Source organism: Nitratireductor sp. PBL-C9, assembly GCF_050877045.1.
GTDB lineage: Bacteria > Pseudomonadota > Alphaproteobacteria > Rhizobiales > Rhizobiaceae > Nitratireductor > Nitratireductor aquimarinus.
This window is the reverse complement of sequence record NZ_JBPAXW010000009.1, coordinates 267,795-285,034: the sequence shown is the minus strand read 5'-3', so window position 1 is coordinate 285,034 and position 17,240 is coordinate 267,795. Positions and strand designations below refer to the sequence as shown.

At 62.3% G+C, this 17,240-nt stretch carries 15 protein-coding genes; 5 read left to right on the top strand and 10 right to left on the bottom strand.

From position 1 onward, the window contains the following. The first annotated feature begins 31 nt into the window (after positions 1-31). Positions 32-901: a methyltransferase domain-containing protein gene (locus ACRTG1_RS19520; RefSeq protein ID WP_206546221.1), complete on the top strand. Its 870-nt coding sequence runs from the start codon at positions 32-34 to the stop codon at positions 899-901. A gap of 39 nt (positions 902-940) precedes the next feature. Here ACRTG1_RS19520 and ACRTG1_RS19515 read toward each other — a convergent pair whose 3' ends face one another. From ACRTG1_RS19515 to ACRTG1_RS19490, 6 genes are all read right to left on the bottom strand, one after another. Then, complete coding sequence (locus ACRTG1_RS19515) at positions 941-1,108, bottom strand: Flp family type IVb pilin (RefSeq protein WP_206548314.1); 168 nt, start codon at positions 1,106-1,108, stop codon at positions 941-943. 75 nt (positions 1,109-1,183) lie between these two features. Beyond that, entirely contained in the window at positions 1,184-1,504 is a 321-nt protein-coding gene (locus ACRTG1_RS19510; RefSeq protein ID WP_113153113.1) for a hypothetical protein, read from the bottom strand. 127 nt (positions 1,505-1,631) lie between these two features. Then, positions 1,632-2,054 (bottom strand): (deoxy)nucleoside triphosphate pyrophosphohydrolase, encoded by a 423-nt coding sequence (locus ACRTG1_RS19505; protein ID WP_113153114.1) that lies wholly within the window; start codon positions 2,052-2,054, stop codon positions 1,632-1,634. Next, a complete protein-coding gene (locus tag ACRTG1_RS19500) occupies positions 2,051-2,842 on the bottom strand; it encodes a GNAT family N-acetyltransferase (RefSeq protein WP_224924962.1) in 792 nt (263 codons plus the stop codon). The genes ACRTG1_RS19505 and ACRTG1_RS19500 overlap by 4 nt, the downstream gene beginning before the upstream one ends. 15 nt (positions 2,843-2,857) lie before the next feature. Continuing rightward, entirely contained in the window at positions 2,858-4,099 is a 1,242-nt protein-coding gene (gene argJ / locus ACRTG1_RS19495; protein WP_113153116.1) for a bifunctional glutamate N-acetyltransferase/amino-acid acetyltransferase ArgJ, read from the bottom strand. A gap of 193 nt (positions 4,100-4,292) precedes the next feature. Next, on the bottom strand, positions 4,293-5,210 hold the full coding sequence (locus ACRTG1_RS19490) for a peptidylprolyl isomerase (RefSeq protein WP_113153117.1): 918 nt from the start codon (positions 5,208-5,210) through the stop codon (positions 4,293-4,295). Between the two features lie 243 nt (positions 5,211-5,453). Between ACRTG1_RS19490 and secA the strand changes: the two genes are divergently transcribed. The 4 genes from secA (at position 5,454) to ACRTG1_RS19470 (ending at position 13,407) form a co-directional block, all read left to right on the top strand. Beyond that, positions 5,454-8,183: a preprotein translocase subunit SecA gene (secA, locus tag ACRTG1_RS19485; RefSeq protein ID WP_206546219.1), complete on the top strand. Its 2,730-nt coding sequence runs from the start codon at positions 5,454-5,456 to the stop codon at positions 8,181-8,183. 164 nt (positions 8,184-8,347) lie between these two features. Beyond that, positions 8,348-9,760, top strand: a complete 1,413-nt coding sequence (locus ACRTG1_RS19480; RefSeq protein WP_113153119.1) for a lipopolysaccharide biosynthesis protein — start codon at positions 8,348-8,350, stop codon at positions 9,758-9,760. A 68-nt stretch (positions 9,761-9,828) separates the two neighbouring features. Then, entirely contained in the window at positions 9,829-11,031 is a 1,203-nt protein-coding gene (locus ACRTG1_RS19475; protein ID WP_371685973.1) for a GNAT family N-acetyltransferase, read from the top strand. A 90-nt stretch (positions 11,032-11,121) separates the two neighbouring features. Continuing rightward, complete coding sequence (locus tag ACRTG1_RS19470) at positions 11,122-13,407, top strand: acyl-CoA dehydrogenase (RefSeq protein ID WP_432516868.1); 2,286 nt, start codon at positions 11,122-11,124, stop codon at positions 13,405-13,407. 53 nt (positions 13,408-13,460) lie between these two features. Here ACRTG1_RS19470 and ACRTG1_RS19465 read toward each other — a convergent pair whose 3' ends face one another. From ACRTG1_RS19465 to ACRTG1_RS19450, 4 genes are all read right to left on the bottom strand, one after another. Beyond that, positions 13,461-14,342, bottom strand: a complete 882-nt coding sequence (locus tag ACRTG1_RS19465) for a 3-hydroxybutyryl-CoA dehydrogenase (RefSeq protein ID WP_113153122.1) — start codon at positions 14,340-14,342, stop codon at positions 13,461-13,463. 214 nt (positions 14,343-14,556) lie between these two features. Then, positions 14,557-15,486 carry an electron transfer flavoprotein subunit alpha/FixB family protein gene (locus tag ACRTG1_RS19460; protein WP_432516867.1) on the bottom strand — a complete coding sequence of 310 codons (930 nt, stop codon included), beginning with the start codon at positions 15,484-15,486 and terminating at the stop codon, positions 14,557-14,559. Between the two features lie 16 nt (positions 15,487-15,502). Further along, positions 15,503-16,252 (bottom strand): electron transfer flavoprotein subunit beta/FixA family protein, encoded by a 750-nt coding sequence (locus ACRTG1_RS19455; RefSeq protein ID WP_113156027.1) that lies wholly within the window; start codon positions 16,250-16,252, stop codon positions 15,503-15,505. A gap of 213 nt (positions 16,253-16,465) precedes the next feature. After that, entirely contained in the window at positions 16,466-17,233 is a 768-nt protein-coding gene (locus tag ACRTG1_RS19450) for a rhomboid family intramembrane serine protease (protein ID WP_206548318.1), read from the bottom strand. Between the last annotated feature and the right edge of the window lie 7 nt (positions 17,234-17,240).

The window sequence follows — 17,240 nt, the reverse complement described above, 5'->3', positions numbered from 1 at the left end:
CGATGGCGCATCCAGAAACAAAGGATGACGCATGGAACAGCTCTTCGACGCCGACCTGGCCCTTCTGCACAAGAAGCGCGCCCTGAAGCAGGGCGATCCGGGAGCCCGCTTCCTGATGCAGCGGGCCGCTGCCGATCTGGAAGAGCGGCTGGCCACCGTCGAGCGACGCTTTGAAAACGCCGCAGCGCTCTTCTGCCTCACCTCCGACGCGGCCATGGCCATGCGCGAAAGCGGCAAGGTCGACCAGGTGACCCGCATCGAGGCCGACGCCGCCCTTCTTGGCGATGACGGCATCGTCGCGGCAACGGAAACCCTGCCTTCCGAACCCGGCAGCCACGATCTCATCGTTTCGCTTCTCAGCCTGCATGAGGCAAATGACGTTCCGGGCATGCTCGCCCAGATCCGCCGTGCGCTGAAGCCCGACGGCCTGTTTCTCGGCGCGATGGCCGGCGCCGGCACGCTTCAGGAACTCAGGGAATCCCTGCTTGCCGCAGAGACCGAGCTTTCAGAGGGCGCTGCCCCGCGCGTGAGCCCCTTTGCCGATGTGCGCGATGTGGGCGGACTGCTCCAGCGTGCGGGCTTTGCGCTGCCGGTCACCGATCTCGAGAACCTGACCGTGCGTTACGACACCATGTTCGACCTGATGCGGGATCTGCGTTTCATGGGCGCGACCAGCGCGCTTGTCGCGCGCTCGCGCAAACCGGCCACGCGCGCACTCTTCATGCGCGCCGCACAGATCTATGCCGAGCGCTTTTCCGATCCGGACGGGCGTATCAGGGCAAGTTTCAACATCATCTGGATGTCTGGCTGGGCCCCGCACGAATCCCAGCAAAAGCCGCTCGCACCGGGCAGCGCGAAGATGTCACTGAAAGAGGCTTTGGAGAAAAACAGGGGCGAATAGGCCCCTTAAGGCAATGGCATGGCAATGACTGCGGCTGCCCTACTGGTTGGCCGTGGTCACTTTGCTCGCGACGTTCCCATAGCTGGCTTTGAGCTGCTGTCCCGTCTGCGCCGCACCGACCACGATCGCCAGCGCGATCAGGCCTGCAATTAACGCATATTCGATTGCGGTCGCGCCGCACCGATCCTTGAGAAAATGCCTGCCCATTTGCCCGGCTCCCCCTGTCTGGAAGGCAATTCTGGGCGAAAAGCCTTAAGAAAAGCTGAGAGCCGATTAACGAGATCAGCAGTCGCCGCTGCGTCGTCCATCCTGATGGATGATGCATGTGGCGTTGCGCGAGGGCTGTAAAACACTGCGCCGGATCGTGTAACTGCGGTCCTGCCGCTTCGTGGAAGACGTGGTGATGGGGTCTATCCCGAACGGCGCGCCAACCTGCGCGATCTTGGAGCGGGTGCTTTTTTCAACAACCGGCGTCAGAAACAGCGCGAGCGCGACGGCTGCGGTTCCAAAAAGCAGGGCGATCCTGAGTGCCCCGATGCCCACATTGCCGGCCCGCGTGGACCAGCCCGCGCGTTCCGTATCCCCAAATTCGCCAGAAACCATACCAACCTCTCGCCAGATGGTTAAACCCTGCCGCGAAAACGGCCCGTCCCCGCAATCAACTTGTCACTGTTGCGTAAACGAAGGATTAACTCTGTTCGAGCGGCCCGGCTTTGTGCCGACAGGCGCTTTACAGCAGGTCGATGAGGTGCGGGATAAGCGGCGCATCGGCCGGCGGCATGGGGTAATCGCGCATGTCGCGCGGGCGCACCCATTTGAGTTCCTGGCCTTCCTGCGGTCGCGGCGTGCCCCAGAAGCGGCGGCAGACATAGAGCGGCATCAGCAGGTGAAAATCATCATAGGTGTGGCTGGCGAAAGTGAGCGGCGCAAGGCACGCCGTCTTCGTCTCGACGGCGATTTCCTCGACAAGCTCACGCACAATGGTGTTTTCCGGCGTCTCGCCGTTCTCCACCTTGCCCCCGGGAAACTCCCAGAGCCCCGCCAGCGCCTTGCCTTCGGGGCGTTTGGCGAGCAGCACCCGCCCATCCGCATCAACCAGCGCACAGGCTGCGACCAGCAGGATCGGCTTGGCCGGCTGGGAAAGATCGTTCATTCGGCGTGCTCCGTGCCGACCGCTTCCTGCGGCTGGCGGTAATGATAGGAATAGATTTCGCGGAAGCCCATCGCCTTGTAGAGGCCTACGGCGACCTCGTTGTCGGCCTCCACCTGCAGCCAGGCCCGCTCCGCCCCGTGTGACTGGGCCCATTTGAGCGCAGACAGGAGAACACGGCGGCCATAGCCCTTGCCGCGCCATGAAGGGCGCGTCGCGATTTCAAAGAGCCCCGCCAGATCGCTGTCATGCACGCAGATGGCGGTCGCCACCGGCTCTTCGCCCTCTTCGAGGACGAACAGGCCGGTTTCCGGGCGAATCGCGCCAATGACACGCGAAAGACCCGCACGGTGCAGCTCCTCATAGCCATGCACCTTGAGCGTGGCATTGACGAAGCGTCGCCGGTCCTTGAGCGGTATCTGGTCCATCGCCTCGGTCAGATCCGCCTCACGCAAATCGAGCGCCATGACAAGCGAACGGCCAAGCGTCGACCAGCCCTGCTCGTCGAGATAGGTGGAGATTTCAGGCGCGGCGAGCGGCGACAGCCGGAAAGTGAGCGGCCGCCCATAGGCCTTGAACTGCTCGGCAGCGCGCGCGATGCGCTCTTCAAGGTTTCGATGATCGCCCGGATCAAGCGGATTGATGGAATTCAGGCGCTTTGCAGGGTGACCGGCGGTCAACCGCAGCACCCAGGTGCCGTCATAGGCCACCGTTTCGGCAGGCCAAGCGCGCAACCCCGCCGCCTCAAAGCGGCGGATGATGGCGAAATCCTGTTTTACGTCCTGCCTCACGTGGCCTGGCACACCCTAGCTCCGGTAATCGCCATTGATGGCGACATATTCCTTGGTCAGGTCGCAGGTCCAAACCGTGGCCTTGCCGCGCCCGAGTCCGAGATCCACGCGCAGCGTGATCTCATCCTTCTTCATATAGGCGGAGGTTTCTTCTTCGGAATAGGCCGGATCGCGTTCCCCCTCATGGGCAACGCGAATATCGCCGAACCAGATCGACAGGAGATCGCGCTCGGCCGGCTCGCCCGCCTTGCCGACAGCCATGACGACGCGGCCCCAGTTTGCGTCTTCGCCGGCAACCGCCGTCTTCACCAGCGGCGAATTGGCGATGGACATCGCAATCTTTTTTGCCGAACGGGAAGACTTTGCGCCCGTCACCGTGATTTCGAGCTGTTTGCGCGCGCCTTCGCCATCGCGGACGATCTGCAGCGCGAGGTTCTTGAGGATGCGGTTGAGCGCCCGGCGGAAGCCTGCAAGCCGGGGATCCTTCAGATCGTTGATCGGCGTGACACCGCGCTTTGCGGCAGCGCCCGTTGCAAACATCATCAGCGTGTCGCTGGTGGAGGTGTCGCTGTCGACCGTCACCGCGTTGAAGGTCTTGCCGGTTCCGCGCGACAGAAGATCCTGCAGAACGGGCGCGGCAATCGGCGCATCCGTCGCCACGAAGGAAAGCATGGTGGCCATGTCGGGCGCGATCATGCCTGCGCCCTTGGCAATGCCGTTGATGACCACATCATGTTCGCCAAGGCGCACGGTCGCCGTCGCCACCTTGGGATAGGTGTCGGTAGTCATGATGGCCCTGGCGGCCTCAAGCCAGCCGCCCGGCGCTGCCTTTGCGGCCATGCCCTCCAGAAAACCGGTAATGCGCTCCGCCGGCAGCGGCTCGCCGATCACACCGGTGGACGCCATGAAAACCGTGCTCTTGTCCGCCTTGACCGCAGCCGCGGCAGCTTCGCCCACGGCAGAAGTGGTCGCGCGTCCCTTCTTGCCGGTGAACGCGTTGGCGTTTCCGGAATTCACGACGAGAATGCGCGCCTCGCCGCCGGCCAGATTTTCGCGGCAGAGTTCCACCGGAGCCGATGGGCACTTGGATTGCGTGAAAACGCCGGCAGCCGTGGTGCCCTCATCGAACACCATGGTCAGGAGATCGGTTCGCCCCTTGTATTTCACACCGGCTTCAGCGGTTGCGATGCGCACACCGTCGATGGCGGGCATATCGGGATAGGTCTTGGGAGCAAGAGGAGAGACTGCAACAGACATGGGGCAAACTTACTCGGGTTGGAAGCTTTGGATTCCTGCCGGTCTGCCCGAGTTTTTTTTCCGACGCAAGCTGAAACAGCTCGGATACCCGGCGGCGCGTCAGCCGACCGGCAGTGCACACAGCACCGTCTGACAAAACAAAAACGGCGGACGCCAGGCGCCCGCCGTTTCCATTTGAACCTGCGCTTCAGCGCTATTCGCTTTTGGTCTCTTCGCCTTCACCGGCTGCTTCAGCCCCGGAAGCGGCTTCTTCCTGCTGCTTCTCGGCTGCGTCGATGAATTCCTTGAGAGCCGGGTCCTTGACGTCGACTTCAGCGGTGTCACGCAGCGCCGAAACCTGTTCGACATAGCGCTCACGCACCAGAAGGGAGCGTACGCGATCCTTCACGGCGTCGAATGCCGGGGGCTGCTTGGCGCGCTTGTCTTCAACCTTGATCACATGGAAACCGAACTGGGTTTCGACGGGCTCCTTGGAGAATTCGCCCGGATTGATCGCAAATGCAGCCTTTTCGAATTCGGGCACCATCTGGCCGGAAGCGAAATAGCCGAGGTCGCCGCCATTGGCTGCCGCACCGTCAGTGGATTTCTCCTTGGCGATCTCTTCAAAATTGCCGCCCTCTTCGAGCTGCTTGATGATCGCTTCGGCTTCTTCCTTGGTCTTCACCAGAATGTGACGGGCGCGCACCTCGTTGACGGCAGGCGCATCAGCGATCTGCTTGTCGTAGCTGGCGCGGACATCTTCCTCGGTCACGGCGTCGTTGACGATCTTCTCGATGAAGGCCGCATGAAGCGCCTGATTGCGCAGGAATGCCAGGCGCTTTTCAAAGGCTTCACCCTCGGCAAGGCCCTTTTCTTCGGCCTCGGAGGCCAGCAGACGGATCTCGATCAGCGCCGAAAGAAGTGCTGCGCGGCGCTGCGGATCGGGCAGATTACCGAACTGCGCGCCATACTCCGCGCTGGCGATAGCCAAATCGCCCTCCGTGATCTCCATGCCATTCACAGTGGCGACGACATCGGCATCGGCAGCATGAGCAGGCATGAAGCCTACAGCGGCCAGCGTCAGACCGGCCCCAACCTGAATGGCCAGGAAACGGCGAAACGATTTCAGCATGAAACTCTCCGTTGGTGATTCCGTTTTAGCCCAAACCGCTTATCAATATGGCGGAATTTTGCGCAAGAGCGCATGTTTAACGCGGCGTTGACATCACTCTTGGCCCCTCTTATCTGTCCTGATGTCCTGCGTCCAGAACGCATTTCAGGACACGAATTGTTATATAATTGCTCTCGCTCGGCGCGAGCAGGGTCTTTACCCCGCTCTTGAATGCCGTCTGTCAGAAAGTGAAAGGACCACTGGATGGTCAGTCTCGGCGGTCTCGCCCGCAAAGTTTTCGGCTCCTCGAACGATCGTCGCGTAAAGGGTTTCCGCCCGCGCGTCGCCGCGATCAACGCGCTTGAAGACGAAATGAAGGCGCTGTCCGACGAGGCATTGCGCGGAAAAACAGAAGAGTTCCGCAAGGAGCTCGCGAACGGAAAGTCGCTCGACGACATTCTCGTTCCCGCCTTCGCCGTGGCGCGCGAGGCATCCCGCCGCGCGCTGGGCATGCGCCCCTTTGACGTGCAGCTGATCGGCGGCATGGTTCTTCACGAAGGCTCCATCGCCGAGATGAAGACGGGTGAAGGGAAGACGCTGGTTGCGACGCTTCCCGTTTACCTCAACGCCTTGTCCGGCAAGGGCGTGCACGTGGTCACGGTCAATGACTACCTGGCCAAGCGCGACTCCGAGTGGATGGCCCGCCTCTACGGCTTCCTCGGTCTTTCGACCGGCGTCATCGTGCATGGCATGTCGGATGACGAGCGCCGCGCGGCCTATGCCTGCGACGTGACCTACGCCACGAACAACGAGCTCGGCTTCGACTATCTGCGCGACAACATGAAGTATGAGCGCGACCAGATGGTCCAGCGCGGACACTTCTACGCCATCGTCGATGAGGTGGACTCCATCCTGATCGATGAGGCGCGCACGCCGCTCATCATTTCCGGCCCGCTGGACGACCGCTCCGAGCTTTACAACAAGATCGACACCTTCATTCCGCATCTCGTGGAAGACGATTACGAAATCGACGAGAAGCAGCGCACCGCGACCTTCACGGAAGAAGGCACGGAGAAGATGGAGAACATGCTCCGCGAAGCGGATCTGTTCAAAGGCGATTCGCTTTACGACATCGAGAATGTCGCCATCGTGCACCACCTGAACAATGCGCTGAAGGCGCACAAACTGTTCCAGCGCGACAAGGATTATATCGTCCGCAATGGCGAAATCGTCATCATTGACGAATTCACCGGCCGCATGATGCCGGGCCGCCGCTTCTCGGAAGGCCTGCACCAGTCGCTTGAGGCCAAGGAGCACGTGGCGATCCAGCCGGAGAACCAGACGCTCGCCTCGATCACCTTCCAGAATTACTTCCGCATGTACGACAAGCTGGGCGGCATGACCGGTACGGCTTCGACGGAAGCGGAAGAATTCGGCAACATTTACGGGCTCGAAGTCATCGAGATCCCGACCAACCTGCCGATCCAGCGTCTTGATGAGGACGACGAGGTCTACCGGACCGTCGAAGAGAAGTTCAAGGCGATTGTCCGCGAGATCAAGGAAGCCGCCGCCAAGGGGCAGCCGATCCTGGTCGGCACGACGTCCATCGAAAAATCGGAGTTCCTGGCCGAGCGTCTTCGTCAGGAAGGCTTGCAGGGCTTTGAGGTCTTGAACGCGCGCCATCACGAGCGCGAGGCCTTCATCGTGGCGCAGGCCGGCAAGCCGGGCGCTGTCACCATCGCCACCAACATGGCCGGCCGCGGCACCGACATTCAGCTCGGCGGCAACCCGGAAATGCGGATTGCCGAAGAGCTTGGCGACATGGAAGCCGGCCCCGAGCGCGATGCGAAGGAACAGGCCATCCGCGAGGACGTGAAGCGCCTCAAGGAGCAGGCGCTGGCCGCCGGCGGCCTTTTCGTTCTGGCCACCGAGCGCCATGAAAGCCGCCGCATCGACAACCAGCTCCGTGGCCGTTCCGGCCGTCAGGGCGATCCGGGCCGCTCCAAGTTCTATCTGTCGCTCCAGGACGACCTGATGCGCATCTTCGGTTCCGACCGAATGGACAGCATGCTGCAAAAGCTCGGCCTCAAGGAAGACGAGGCCATCGTCCATCCCTGGATCAACAAGGCGCTTGAAAAGGCGCAGAAAAAGGTCGAGGCGCGCAACTTCGACATCCGCAAGAACCTGCTCAAGTTCGACGACGTGATGAACGACCAGCGCAAGGTGGTCTTCGAGCAGCGCATCGAGCTGATGGACGGTGAGAACCTCTCCGAGACCGTCGCCGAGATGCGTCAGGACACGGTCGACGATCTGGTCGCACGCCACATCCCCGAAAAGGCCTATGCCGAGCAGTGGCAGACCAGGGAACTGCGCGAAGCGGTGCAGAATTCGCTGAACCTGGACCTTCCCATCGAGGAATGGGCGCAGGAAGAAGGCATCGCCGAAGACGATATCCGCGAGCGCATCAGCGAGGCCGCCGAGGCTGCCGCCAAGGACCGCGCCGAGCGTTTCGGCCCCGACATCATGAACTATGTCGAGAAGTCGATCCTGCTGCAGACACTCGATCATCTGTGGCGCGAGCATCTGGTCAATCTCGATCATCTGCGCTCCGTCGTCGGCTTCCGCGGCTACGCCCAGCGCGATCCGCTGAACGAGTACAAGACCGAGGCATTCGAGCTCTTCCAGTCGATGCTCAGCAATCTGCGCCAGGTGGTGACGTCGCAGCTCATGCGCGTCGAGCTGGTGCGCGAGGCCGCCGACGCCCCGCCGCCGGAAGCACCGGAAATGCAGGCGCATCATATCGACGGTTCGACGGGCGAAGACGAGTTCGCGGACGGCGAGACGATGACGCTCGCCCGCGCCGAAGGCGGCGTGGTCGCCGCAGAGGACCGCGACCCGAACGACCCCGCAACCTGGGGCAAGGTCGGCCGCAACGAAGCCTGCCCCTGCGGCTCGGGCAAGAAATACAAGCACTGCCACGGCGCTTTCGCCTAAGCGGTCCGGCGCGCGGCGTCTCTCAACAGATAACGAAAAGGCCGGGTTTTCATCCGGCCTTTTTCTTTGCCGGAACAAAGAAGCGACCGCCCGGCCCGCCCTTTCTTTTTCTTAAGCAGTTTGCGCTAAACCGCAGGTCGAGTGACTTGAGAGGAGTGGGGCGGGTGCGCTTTTCAGCGACGGGGACCGGTGAACGCTTGCTGCCGGAGCAGCTGGCCGCGCGCGCGCGTCCCTGGCTTGCGAAGCTCGACACCCTCATTTCTGCACGCGATGCGCGTGGCGAGGCCGGTCGCAACGCACTGCTTGCCTTCGCGATCCGCATCGTCAACGCGGTCATCGCGTTCTTCAGCCAGGTCTTTCTGGCCCGCTGGATGGGCAGTTTCGAATACGGCATCTATGTGCTGGTCTGGGTGACGATGATCATCCTCGGCAACATTTCGTGCCTCGGCTTTCACACGGCGATCATCCGTTTCATTCCCGAATACCGCACCAAGGGTGCTTTTGCGGAGCTGCGTGGCGTCAACATTGCCGGCCGGTTCTTCGTGCTGGGCACCTCGACACTGTTCATGCTCGCGGGCCTGGCGGGCCTGCGCTTTCTGGAACCCTATATCGAATCCTATTACGTGGTTCCGTTCTATCTGGGGCTCATCTGCCTGCCCATGCTGGCGCTGAGCGACCTTCTGCAGGGCGTCTCGCGGGCAAATGCATGGGTGGTCTGGGCCCTGCTTCCCGCCTATTTCATCCGCCCCATACTGATCCTGCTCTTCATGGCGGGAGCGGTTCTTTCCGGCTACGCGCCCGACGCAAAGACGGCCATCATCACGGCCATTCTGGCCACCTATGCCACCACGCTCCTGCAATTCGTCAGCATCACGACGCGGGTGAAGCGCAGCACGCCGCCCGGCAAACCCCGCTTCCTGATGAAGCACTGGGTCGGCATTTCGCTGCCGATCTTTCTGGTCGAGAGCTTCTATTTCCTGCTCACCAATGCCGATGTGCTGATGGTCGGTCGCTACATGACGCCCACGGATGTGGCCATCTACTTCGCCACCGTGAAAACGCTGGCGCTGGTGCATTTCGTCTATTTCGCGGTGAAGGCCAGCGTTGCGCAGCGCTATTCGGCCTACATGCATGGCGGCGACAGGGAAGGCCTTGCAGCCTTCGCGGCGGAGACGGTCACCTGGACATTCTGGCCGTCGCTGGCCATGGGCGTTGTCGTGCTCATCATCGGCAGGCCCATGCTCATGCTGTTCGGCAGCGGCTTCACGGCCGGCTATCCGCTTCTCTTCCTTCTTGTTTCCTGCGTGGTCGCCCGCGCGGCCGTGGGGCCTGCGGAGAGCCTTCTCACCATGAGCGGCTACCAGAAAGTGTGCGCCGGCATCTACGCCATCACGCTCGGCATCAATATCGGGCTCAACATGGTTCTGATCCCGATCTACGGCCTGTGGGGCGCAGCCATCGCCACCGGGCTCGCCATTCTGTTCGAAGCAGCATCCCTCTCATTCACCGCCTGGCGGAAGCTTGGAATCCGCATGCTGGTGTTCCTCCCGCGCGCCAGAAAGGAGGCTTCCTCTTGAGCATCCCCCCTCTCCTCGAAGAATCGAGCAGCGGCGCATCGGGCGCGGCAAGCGATCACCTGACCGATATCGCTCAGAAAACCGACACCAGACATCTGGCGCTGCTTGCAGCCGAGCAGAGCGAACGCAAGCTCGCCATCTATCCGGCGTCCGCCGGCTTCGAGCTGGTGGACGAGCTCGACTATCTGGCGGCGCGCTCCATCGAAACCAACATCTTCTTCAATCCGCGTTTTCTGGCGCCGGCCATGCCGCGCCTTGAAGACCGCGAAGTGCGGCTTGCGGTCATCCGCGACGGTACGGAGGAGCGCAGCCGCCTGCGGCTTCTCGTTCCCTTCACCATCGAGCGCCCGCTTTTGCCGTTCAGCGTTCCGGTTCTGCGCACCTGGTCGAACCCGTTTGGCCCTCTGGGCACGCCACTGGTCGACTATGACGATCCGGCAGGCGTGATCGAAGACTTTTTCGCCATGCTGGCGCGTCCGCATCTCGACCACCCCAAGGTGTTCGTCCTGCCGGATGTGGGACTGGACGGCGCATTTGCGGCCATCCTGCGCACGGTGGTGGATGCGCGGAACCTGCCCTTCCAGATCACCAACCGCATCGAGCGCCCGACGCTCGAAAGCGCGCTTGATGGCGACACCTATCTGCGCGATTCGCTGCGCGCCCATCACTATCGCGAGTTCCGTCGCCTCAAGCGTCGGCTGGGCGAAATGGGCAAGCTGGACTACAGGATCGCCCGCCACCCCGACGAGGTGCGCCACGGCATCGAAGCGTTTCTGACGCTCGAGGCTTCGGGCTGGAAGGGCCGCGAACGCTCGGCCATGGCCATCGACCGCTACCGCGCCGCCTTCGCCCGCGAAGCCGTGCACCGGCTGTGCGAGCGCGACATGTGCCGCATTCACATGTTGACGCTCGATGATGCGGTGATCGCGTGCCTCATCGTGTTCATCGAAAACGGCACCGCCTATACGTGGAAGACGGCCTATGACGAGGGCTTCGCCGCCTATTCGCCCGGCACGCTTCTCATGATCGAGGTCACCAAGACGCATCTGGACGATCCCAACATCATCATGACGGATTCCTGCGCGGTGCCGGATCATCCCGTGATGAGCCGCCTGTGGAGCGAGCGGAGGCCGCTCGGCACCATGGTTGTGGGGCTCACGCCCGATTCGGACCGGCATGTCCGCAAGGCGGCGGCGCAGCTCAGCCTGACACGGCGTGTGCGAAACCGGCTCCGGATTGCCCGAAACCGCCTGCGCAGCGCGCTTGGGTAAAGCTTCCACGTTCGGGAACAAACCCGGGCCGTCCGCCGTTCGCCTATAACGTGCAAGCCTGATATATTGGCGCAACATCGGAGGCTGGCCATGCGTTTGAAGACTTTCCGCCGCGACCATGTTTCGAAGCCCATCTTCAACTGGGCGCGAAAGATCATGCCGCCGATTTCGGAAACGGAACGCGAGGCGATCGACGCAGGCACGGTCTGGTGGGATGGCGAGCTGTTCACCGGCGATCCCGACTGGGAGCAGCTTGTGGCAATGCCGCCGGCGCGTCTTTCGGACGAGGAACAGGCCTTCATGGACGGGCCGGTGCGCGAACTCTGCGCCATGGTCGACGACTGGACGCTGAACTGGCGTGACCGCGACCTGTCGCCCGCCGTCTGGGACTTCATGCGCAGGAACAAATTCTTCGGCATGATCATCCCGAAGGAATTCGGCGGGCTCGGCTTTTCCAACACCGCGCATTCGGAAGTGGTGCGCACGCTCTCTTCCGCCAGCATCGTGGCGGGCGTCACGGTGATGGTGCCCAATTCGCTCGGCCCCGGCGAACTGCTCATGCATTTCGGCACAGAGGCGCAGCGCAAATACTGGCTGCCGCGGCTGGCCGACGGCCGCGAAGTGCCCTGTTTCGGCCTCACCTCGCCCCATGCGGGCTCCGACGCCGCCGCCATGACCGACACGGGCGTGGTGGAATACGGCACGTGGAAGGGCAAGAAGGTGCTCGGCCTGCGTCTCAACTTCCACAAGCGCTACATCACGCTTGGCCCCATCGCCACGGTGATGGGCCTCGCCTTCAAGATGCACGACCCGGAAAACCATCTTGGCCGGGGCGAGGATCTGGGCATCACCGTCGCGCTTTTGCCCACCGACACGAAGGGCGTGCGCCACGGCGACCGGCACATTCCGCAATACACTTTCTTCCAGAACGGACCGCTCTACGGCGAGGACGTGTTCGTGCCGCTTGATCACATTCTCGGCGGCGAGGAACAGATCGGCCAGGGCTGGACCATGCTGATGACGGCGCTCGCCGCCGGTCGCAGCATTTCGCTTCCCTCTCAGTCGGCCGCATCCGCCGCCATGTGCGCGCGCGCCACCGGGGCCTATGCGCGGGTGCGCACGCAGTTCAACGTGCCCATCGGCATGTTCGAGGGCATTCAGGAGCCGCTCGCCGAACTGTGCGGCAACGCCTATCTGATCGATGCCGCGCGGCGCGTCACGCTGGCGGCGCTGGATGAAGGGCACAAGCCCTCGGTCGTCTCGGCAATCATGAAATACCACGCCACCGAGCGCATGCGCCGCTCCGTGGAGCACGCCATGGACATTCATGGCGGCAAGGCCGTCATCGACGGGCCGAACAACTATATGGGCGCGATGTATCGTGCCGTTCCCGTCGGCATCACGGTCGAAGGCGCGAACATCCTCACCCGCAATCTGATGATCTACGGACAGGGTGCAATCCGCTCCCACCCCTATATGCTGGAAGAGCTTCTGGCGCTTTCGAGCGACAACAGGGAAGAAGGGCTCGACCATTTCGACGACACGTTCTGGAAGCATGTCGGCCACGCCCTCAAGACTGCGGGACGCGCATTCGTTCGCGGCTGGAGCGGCGGCTTCCTCGGGCCCGCGCCCGAAAGTGCGGCGATGCCGCATCACTGGAAGAAGCTGTCGCGCTATTCAGCGGCCTTCGCCCTGCTCTCGGATTTCGCCCTGCTGACGCTTGGCGGCTCCCTCAAGCGCAGGGAGATGATCTCCGCGCGGCTGGGCGACATTCTGGCCGAACTCTACCTCCTCGGTGCAGTGCTCAAGCGCTATGAGAGCGAGGGGCGGTTTGCCGAAGACAAGCCCGTCGTCGACTATCTGATGCTTGAGGGCGAAGCACGCCTCGGCGTTGCCTTCCGTGGCGTTCTGGACAATCTGCCGGCACGGCCCGCCGCTTGGCTGGTGCGCCTGATCGCCTTCCCCCTTGGCGTGCCCAAACCGGCGCCGTCCGACAGGCTTTCCTCGCAGCTTGCCGAAATCCTCATGAAACCGTCAGAGCAGCGGGACCGGCTGACACCGGATCTCTATCTGGGTCAGGGGCATGACCACCATCCGCTGAAGGATCTGGAACGCGCGTTCCGGCTCGTTATCGATGCAGCGCCCATCGAGAAGAAGATGCGCGCCAGGAAGGTCAGCGACCCGCAGGAAGCACACGACATGGACCTCATCACCGATGGCGAGTTCACGCAGCTTCGCGAAGCGCAGGAAGCGGTCGCGCGGGTGATCGCGGTGGATGCCTTTCCGATGGAAGACATCTCGACCACCGCAGACCAGCACAAAAAGAAGAAGCCTGCCGCGCGGCGAAAGACACCGCGGCGACAGGCTGCCGAATAGCGCCGGTCGGGACCGCAAAAGCAGTCAGGTTCATACACCTGACCGCGATTATTCTAGCGCGTCGGCACCGGCGTTTCGCCGCGATAATCGTAGAAGCCGCGACCGGTCTTGCGGCCAAGCCAGCCTGCCTCGACATATTTCACGAGAAGCGGACATGGGCGGTACTTGGAGTCTGCTAAGCCCTCATAGAGCACCTGCATGATCGACAGGCAGGTGTCGAGGCCGATGAAGTCGGCAAGCTGCAGCGGGCCCATCGGATGGTTCGCGCCAAGCTTCATGGCGGTGTCGATGGCCTCGACCGTGCCGACGCCCTCGTAAAGCGTGTAGATCGCCTCGTTGATCATCGGCAGCAGGATGCGGTTGACGATGAAGGCCGGGAAGTCTTCGGCAACCGTGATGGTCTTATCAAGGCTGTCGACGAAACCGCGCGCCTTCTCGAACGTGTCGTCTTCCGTTGCGATGCCGCGCACCAGCTCGACCAGCTTCATCACCGGAACCGGGTTCATGAAGTGAATGCCGATGAAGCGCTCGGGGCGATCCGTCTGTGCGGCAAGGCGCGTGATCGAGATGGACGAGGTGTTGGTTGCGACGATGGCCTCGGGGTTCAGAACCGGGCAGAGCTGGGCGAAGATCTTGCGCTTGACCGTCTCATCCTCGGTGGCCGCCTCGATGACCAAATCCATGTCGGCCAGTGCTTCCATGGTGGTCGCGGGCGCGATGCGGGCCAGCGCATCCTGGCGCACCTTGTCTTCCAGCTTGCCCGAAGAGACCTGGCGCGCCATGTTGCCGGAGATGGTTGCGATGCCGGCCTCGATCCGCTCCGAGGAAAGGTCGTAGAGCTTCACGTCGAAACCTGCCAGTGCAGCCACATGGGCGATGCCGCTGCCCATCTGACCCGCACCGATCACACCCACTTTTTCAATCTTTCCAGTCATGTCGAAAACCCCGTGAAGTGCGGTCCGCACCCTTCGTCGCTGTTGTTGCAGTGCAAACTAGATGGGCCGCGCAATGGCGTCTACCCCCGCTTACAAAATCCTTGGCCAGCTCTGCCGCGAACGGTGGCGCTGGCGGAGCCGTGAACGCCGCATAAAAAAAGCCCCGCTCGAAAGCGGGGCTGTTGCCTGAGATTCCGGTGTTCTGATTATTGGCTTAAAGCGCCTTTTCGAGCTCCGGCAGCACGTCGAAAAGGTCTGCAACCAGGCCGTAATCGGCGACCTGGAAGATCGGGGCTTCCTCGTCCTTGTTGATCGCGACGATCACCTTGGAATCCTTCATGCCCGCCAGGTGCTGAATCGCGCCGGAAATGCCGCAGGCAATGTAGAGTTCGGGTGCAACGACCTTGCCGGTCTGGCCCACCTGCCAGTCGTTCGGGGCATAACCCGCATCGACGGCAGCGCGCGAAGCGCCAACGGCAGCGCCCAGCTTGTCGGCAACCGGCAGGATGACCTCGTTGAACTTCTCTTCCGAACCGAGCGCGCGGCCACCGGAGATGATGACCCGTGCCGACGTCAGTTCGGGACGGTCGCTCTCGGCGATGCGGTTCTCAACGAAGCTCGACAGATCGGAAGCGGCAGGCGCGTCGATGGTCTCGACAGCAGCCGAACCACCCTCGGCGACAGCCTGGAAGGTGGCCGTGCGAACGGTGATGACGCGCTTTTCGTCGGTCGATTCGACCGTCTGGATCGCGTTGCCGGCGTAGATCGGGCGCTTGAAGGTCTTGGCGTCGACCACTTCGACGATGTCGGACACCTGCATCACGTCGAGCAGCGCTGCAACGCGCGGCATGACGTTCTTGCCGGTGGTGGTGGCGGGCGCGACGAAGGTGTCGTAATCGCCAGCCAGCGAGACAACCAGATCGGCCAGCGGCTCGGCGAGACGCTCGGCAAGCGCGTCGCTCTCGGCGAGCAGAACCTTGCGCACGCCGGCAAGCTTCGCTGCGGCATCGGCGGCAGCCTTTGCGCCCTTGCCGGCAACCAGCACATCAACGTCGGAGCCGATCTGGCTCGCGGCGGACAGCGCCTTGGCGGTCTGGTCGGAAAGGGTTTCGTTGTCGTGTTCGGCAACCAGAAGAATAGCCATCTTTTTTCCCTTCCCCTTAAAGCACGCCGGCTTCGTTCTTGAGCTTGTCGACCAGTTCGGCGACGGAGCCCACCTTGATGCCTGCCTTGCGGCCAGCCGGTTCCTCGGTTTTCAGCACGTTGAGACGCGCCTTGACCTCGACCCCGTAGTCACCCGGCGTCTTGGCGTCGAGCGGCTTCTTCTTGGCCTTCATGATGTTGGGCAGAGACGCGTAGCGCGGCTCGTTCAGGCGCAGATCCGTGGTCACGATGGCCGGCAGCTTGAGCTCGACCACCTGCAGACCACCGTCCACCTCACGGGTGACCTTGGCCTTGCCGTCGGCAAGCTCCACATCCGATGCGAACGTGCCCTGGCTCCAGCCGAGCAGCGCTGCAAGCATCTGGCCGGTCTGGTTGGAATCATCATCGATGGCCTGTTTGCCGAGGATCACGATCTCCGGCTTCTCTTCATCGGCCACGCCCTTGAGGATCTTGGCGACGTCGAGCGGCTCGACCGCATCGTCGGTCTTCACCAGAATTGCGCGGTCAGCGCCCATGGCGAGCGCGGTGCGCAGCGTTTCCTGGGCCTTGTCCGGGCCAATCGAAACGGCGACGATTTCTTCGACCTTGCCGGCTTCCTTCATGCGGATCGCTTCTTCGACCGCGATTTCACAGAACGGGTTCATCGCCATCTTGACGTTCGTCAGCTCGACACCCGAGCCATCCGCCTTCACGCGGGGCTTCACATTGGCGTCGATGACCCGCTTTACCGGAACAAGGACTTTCATGCGCATTCACCTTCCATGGTGGACTTCGGTTCTGATGCTGAATAACAGCAGGGTTCTGATGCTGAATAACAGCAGACGGATTAGCCGGTTAGCCGAATGCCGACATGTGCGGGGAAATTCAGAACACGCCTCCTCCCCCCTTCATGCGGCTCGCCGCCGGAGTTGGCGGGACCGTAGAGAGGCCTAACGTTCACGTCAATATGTCGAAACGCCCTATTGTCGTCCCCAGCGGGGCTGGCTGCTTTCGAGCGGCCGCGCCATGTCGGGTTTCTCCAGCTCCACCGCCCGCGGTTTTTCGATGCTGCGGTCGAACAGCGGCACATCGCGGCGCTTGAGGATAAACACCAGCACGGCGCCCGCCAGAATGCCGCCGGCATGGGCAGCCCAAGAGATCTGGTTTTCCGTGTCGATCACCAGCATCAGGAACTGAAAACCGATCCACAGCGCCAGAAGAACGAAGGCCGGAATGCGAAGCGGAATGCGGGCAAAGGCCAGCACCCACACTTTCACCCGGGGATGCAGGATCAGATAGGCGGCGACAATGCCGGCAATCGAGCCAGAAGCGCCGATCAGCGGCGCATTGGAAGCCGGCGCAATGAAGCCATGCATATAGGCGCCGGCCACGCCGCAGAGCACATAGAAGACCAGAAAGCGGAAATGGCCGAGCGCATCTTCCACATTGTCGCCGAACACCCACAAGAACAGCATGTTGCCGCCCAGATGCATCAGGTCGCCATGCAGGAAAGTGTAGGTGATGTAGGTCAGCGGTTCCGGCACGAGATCAAGCTCGGGCGGAAGCACGGCGAGATCGTAGGCGACGGAGGGAATGTAGCCAAGGCCAATCGCGGCGGCGAAAGCGAAATCAGTGCCGCCGACCGTCGTTATCAGATAGGCGATCACGTTGACCGCAATGATGGTCAGCGTGACATATTGGCGATTGATATGCCGCAGGCTGTTTGCGTCGTGCAGCGGTATGAACATCGGAGCC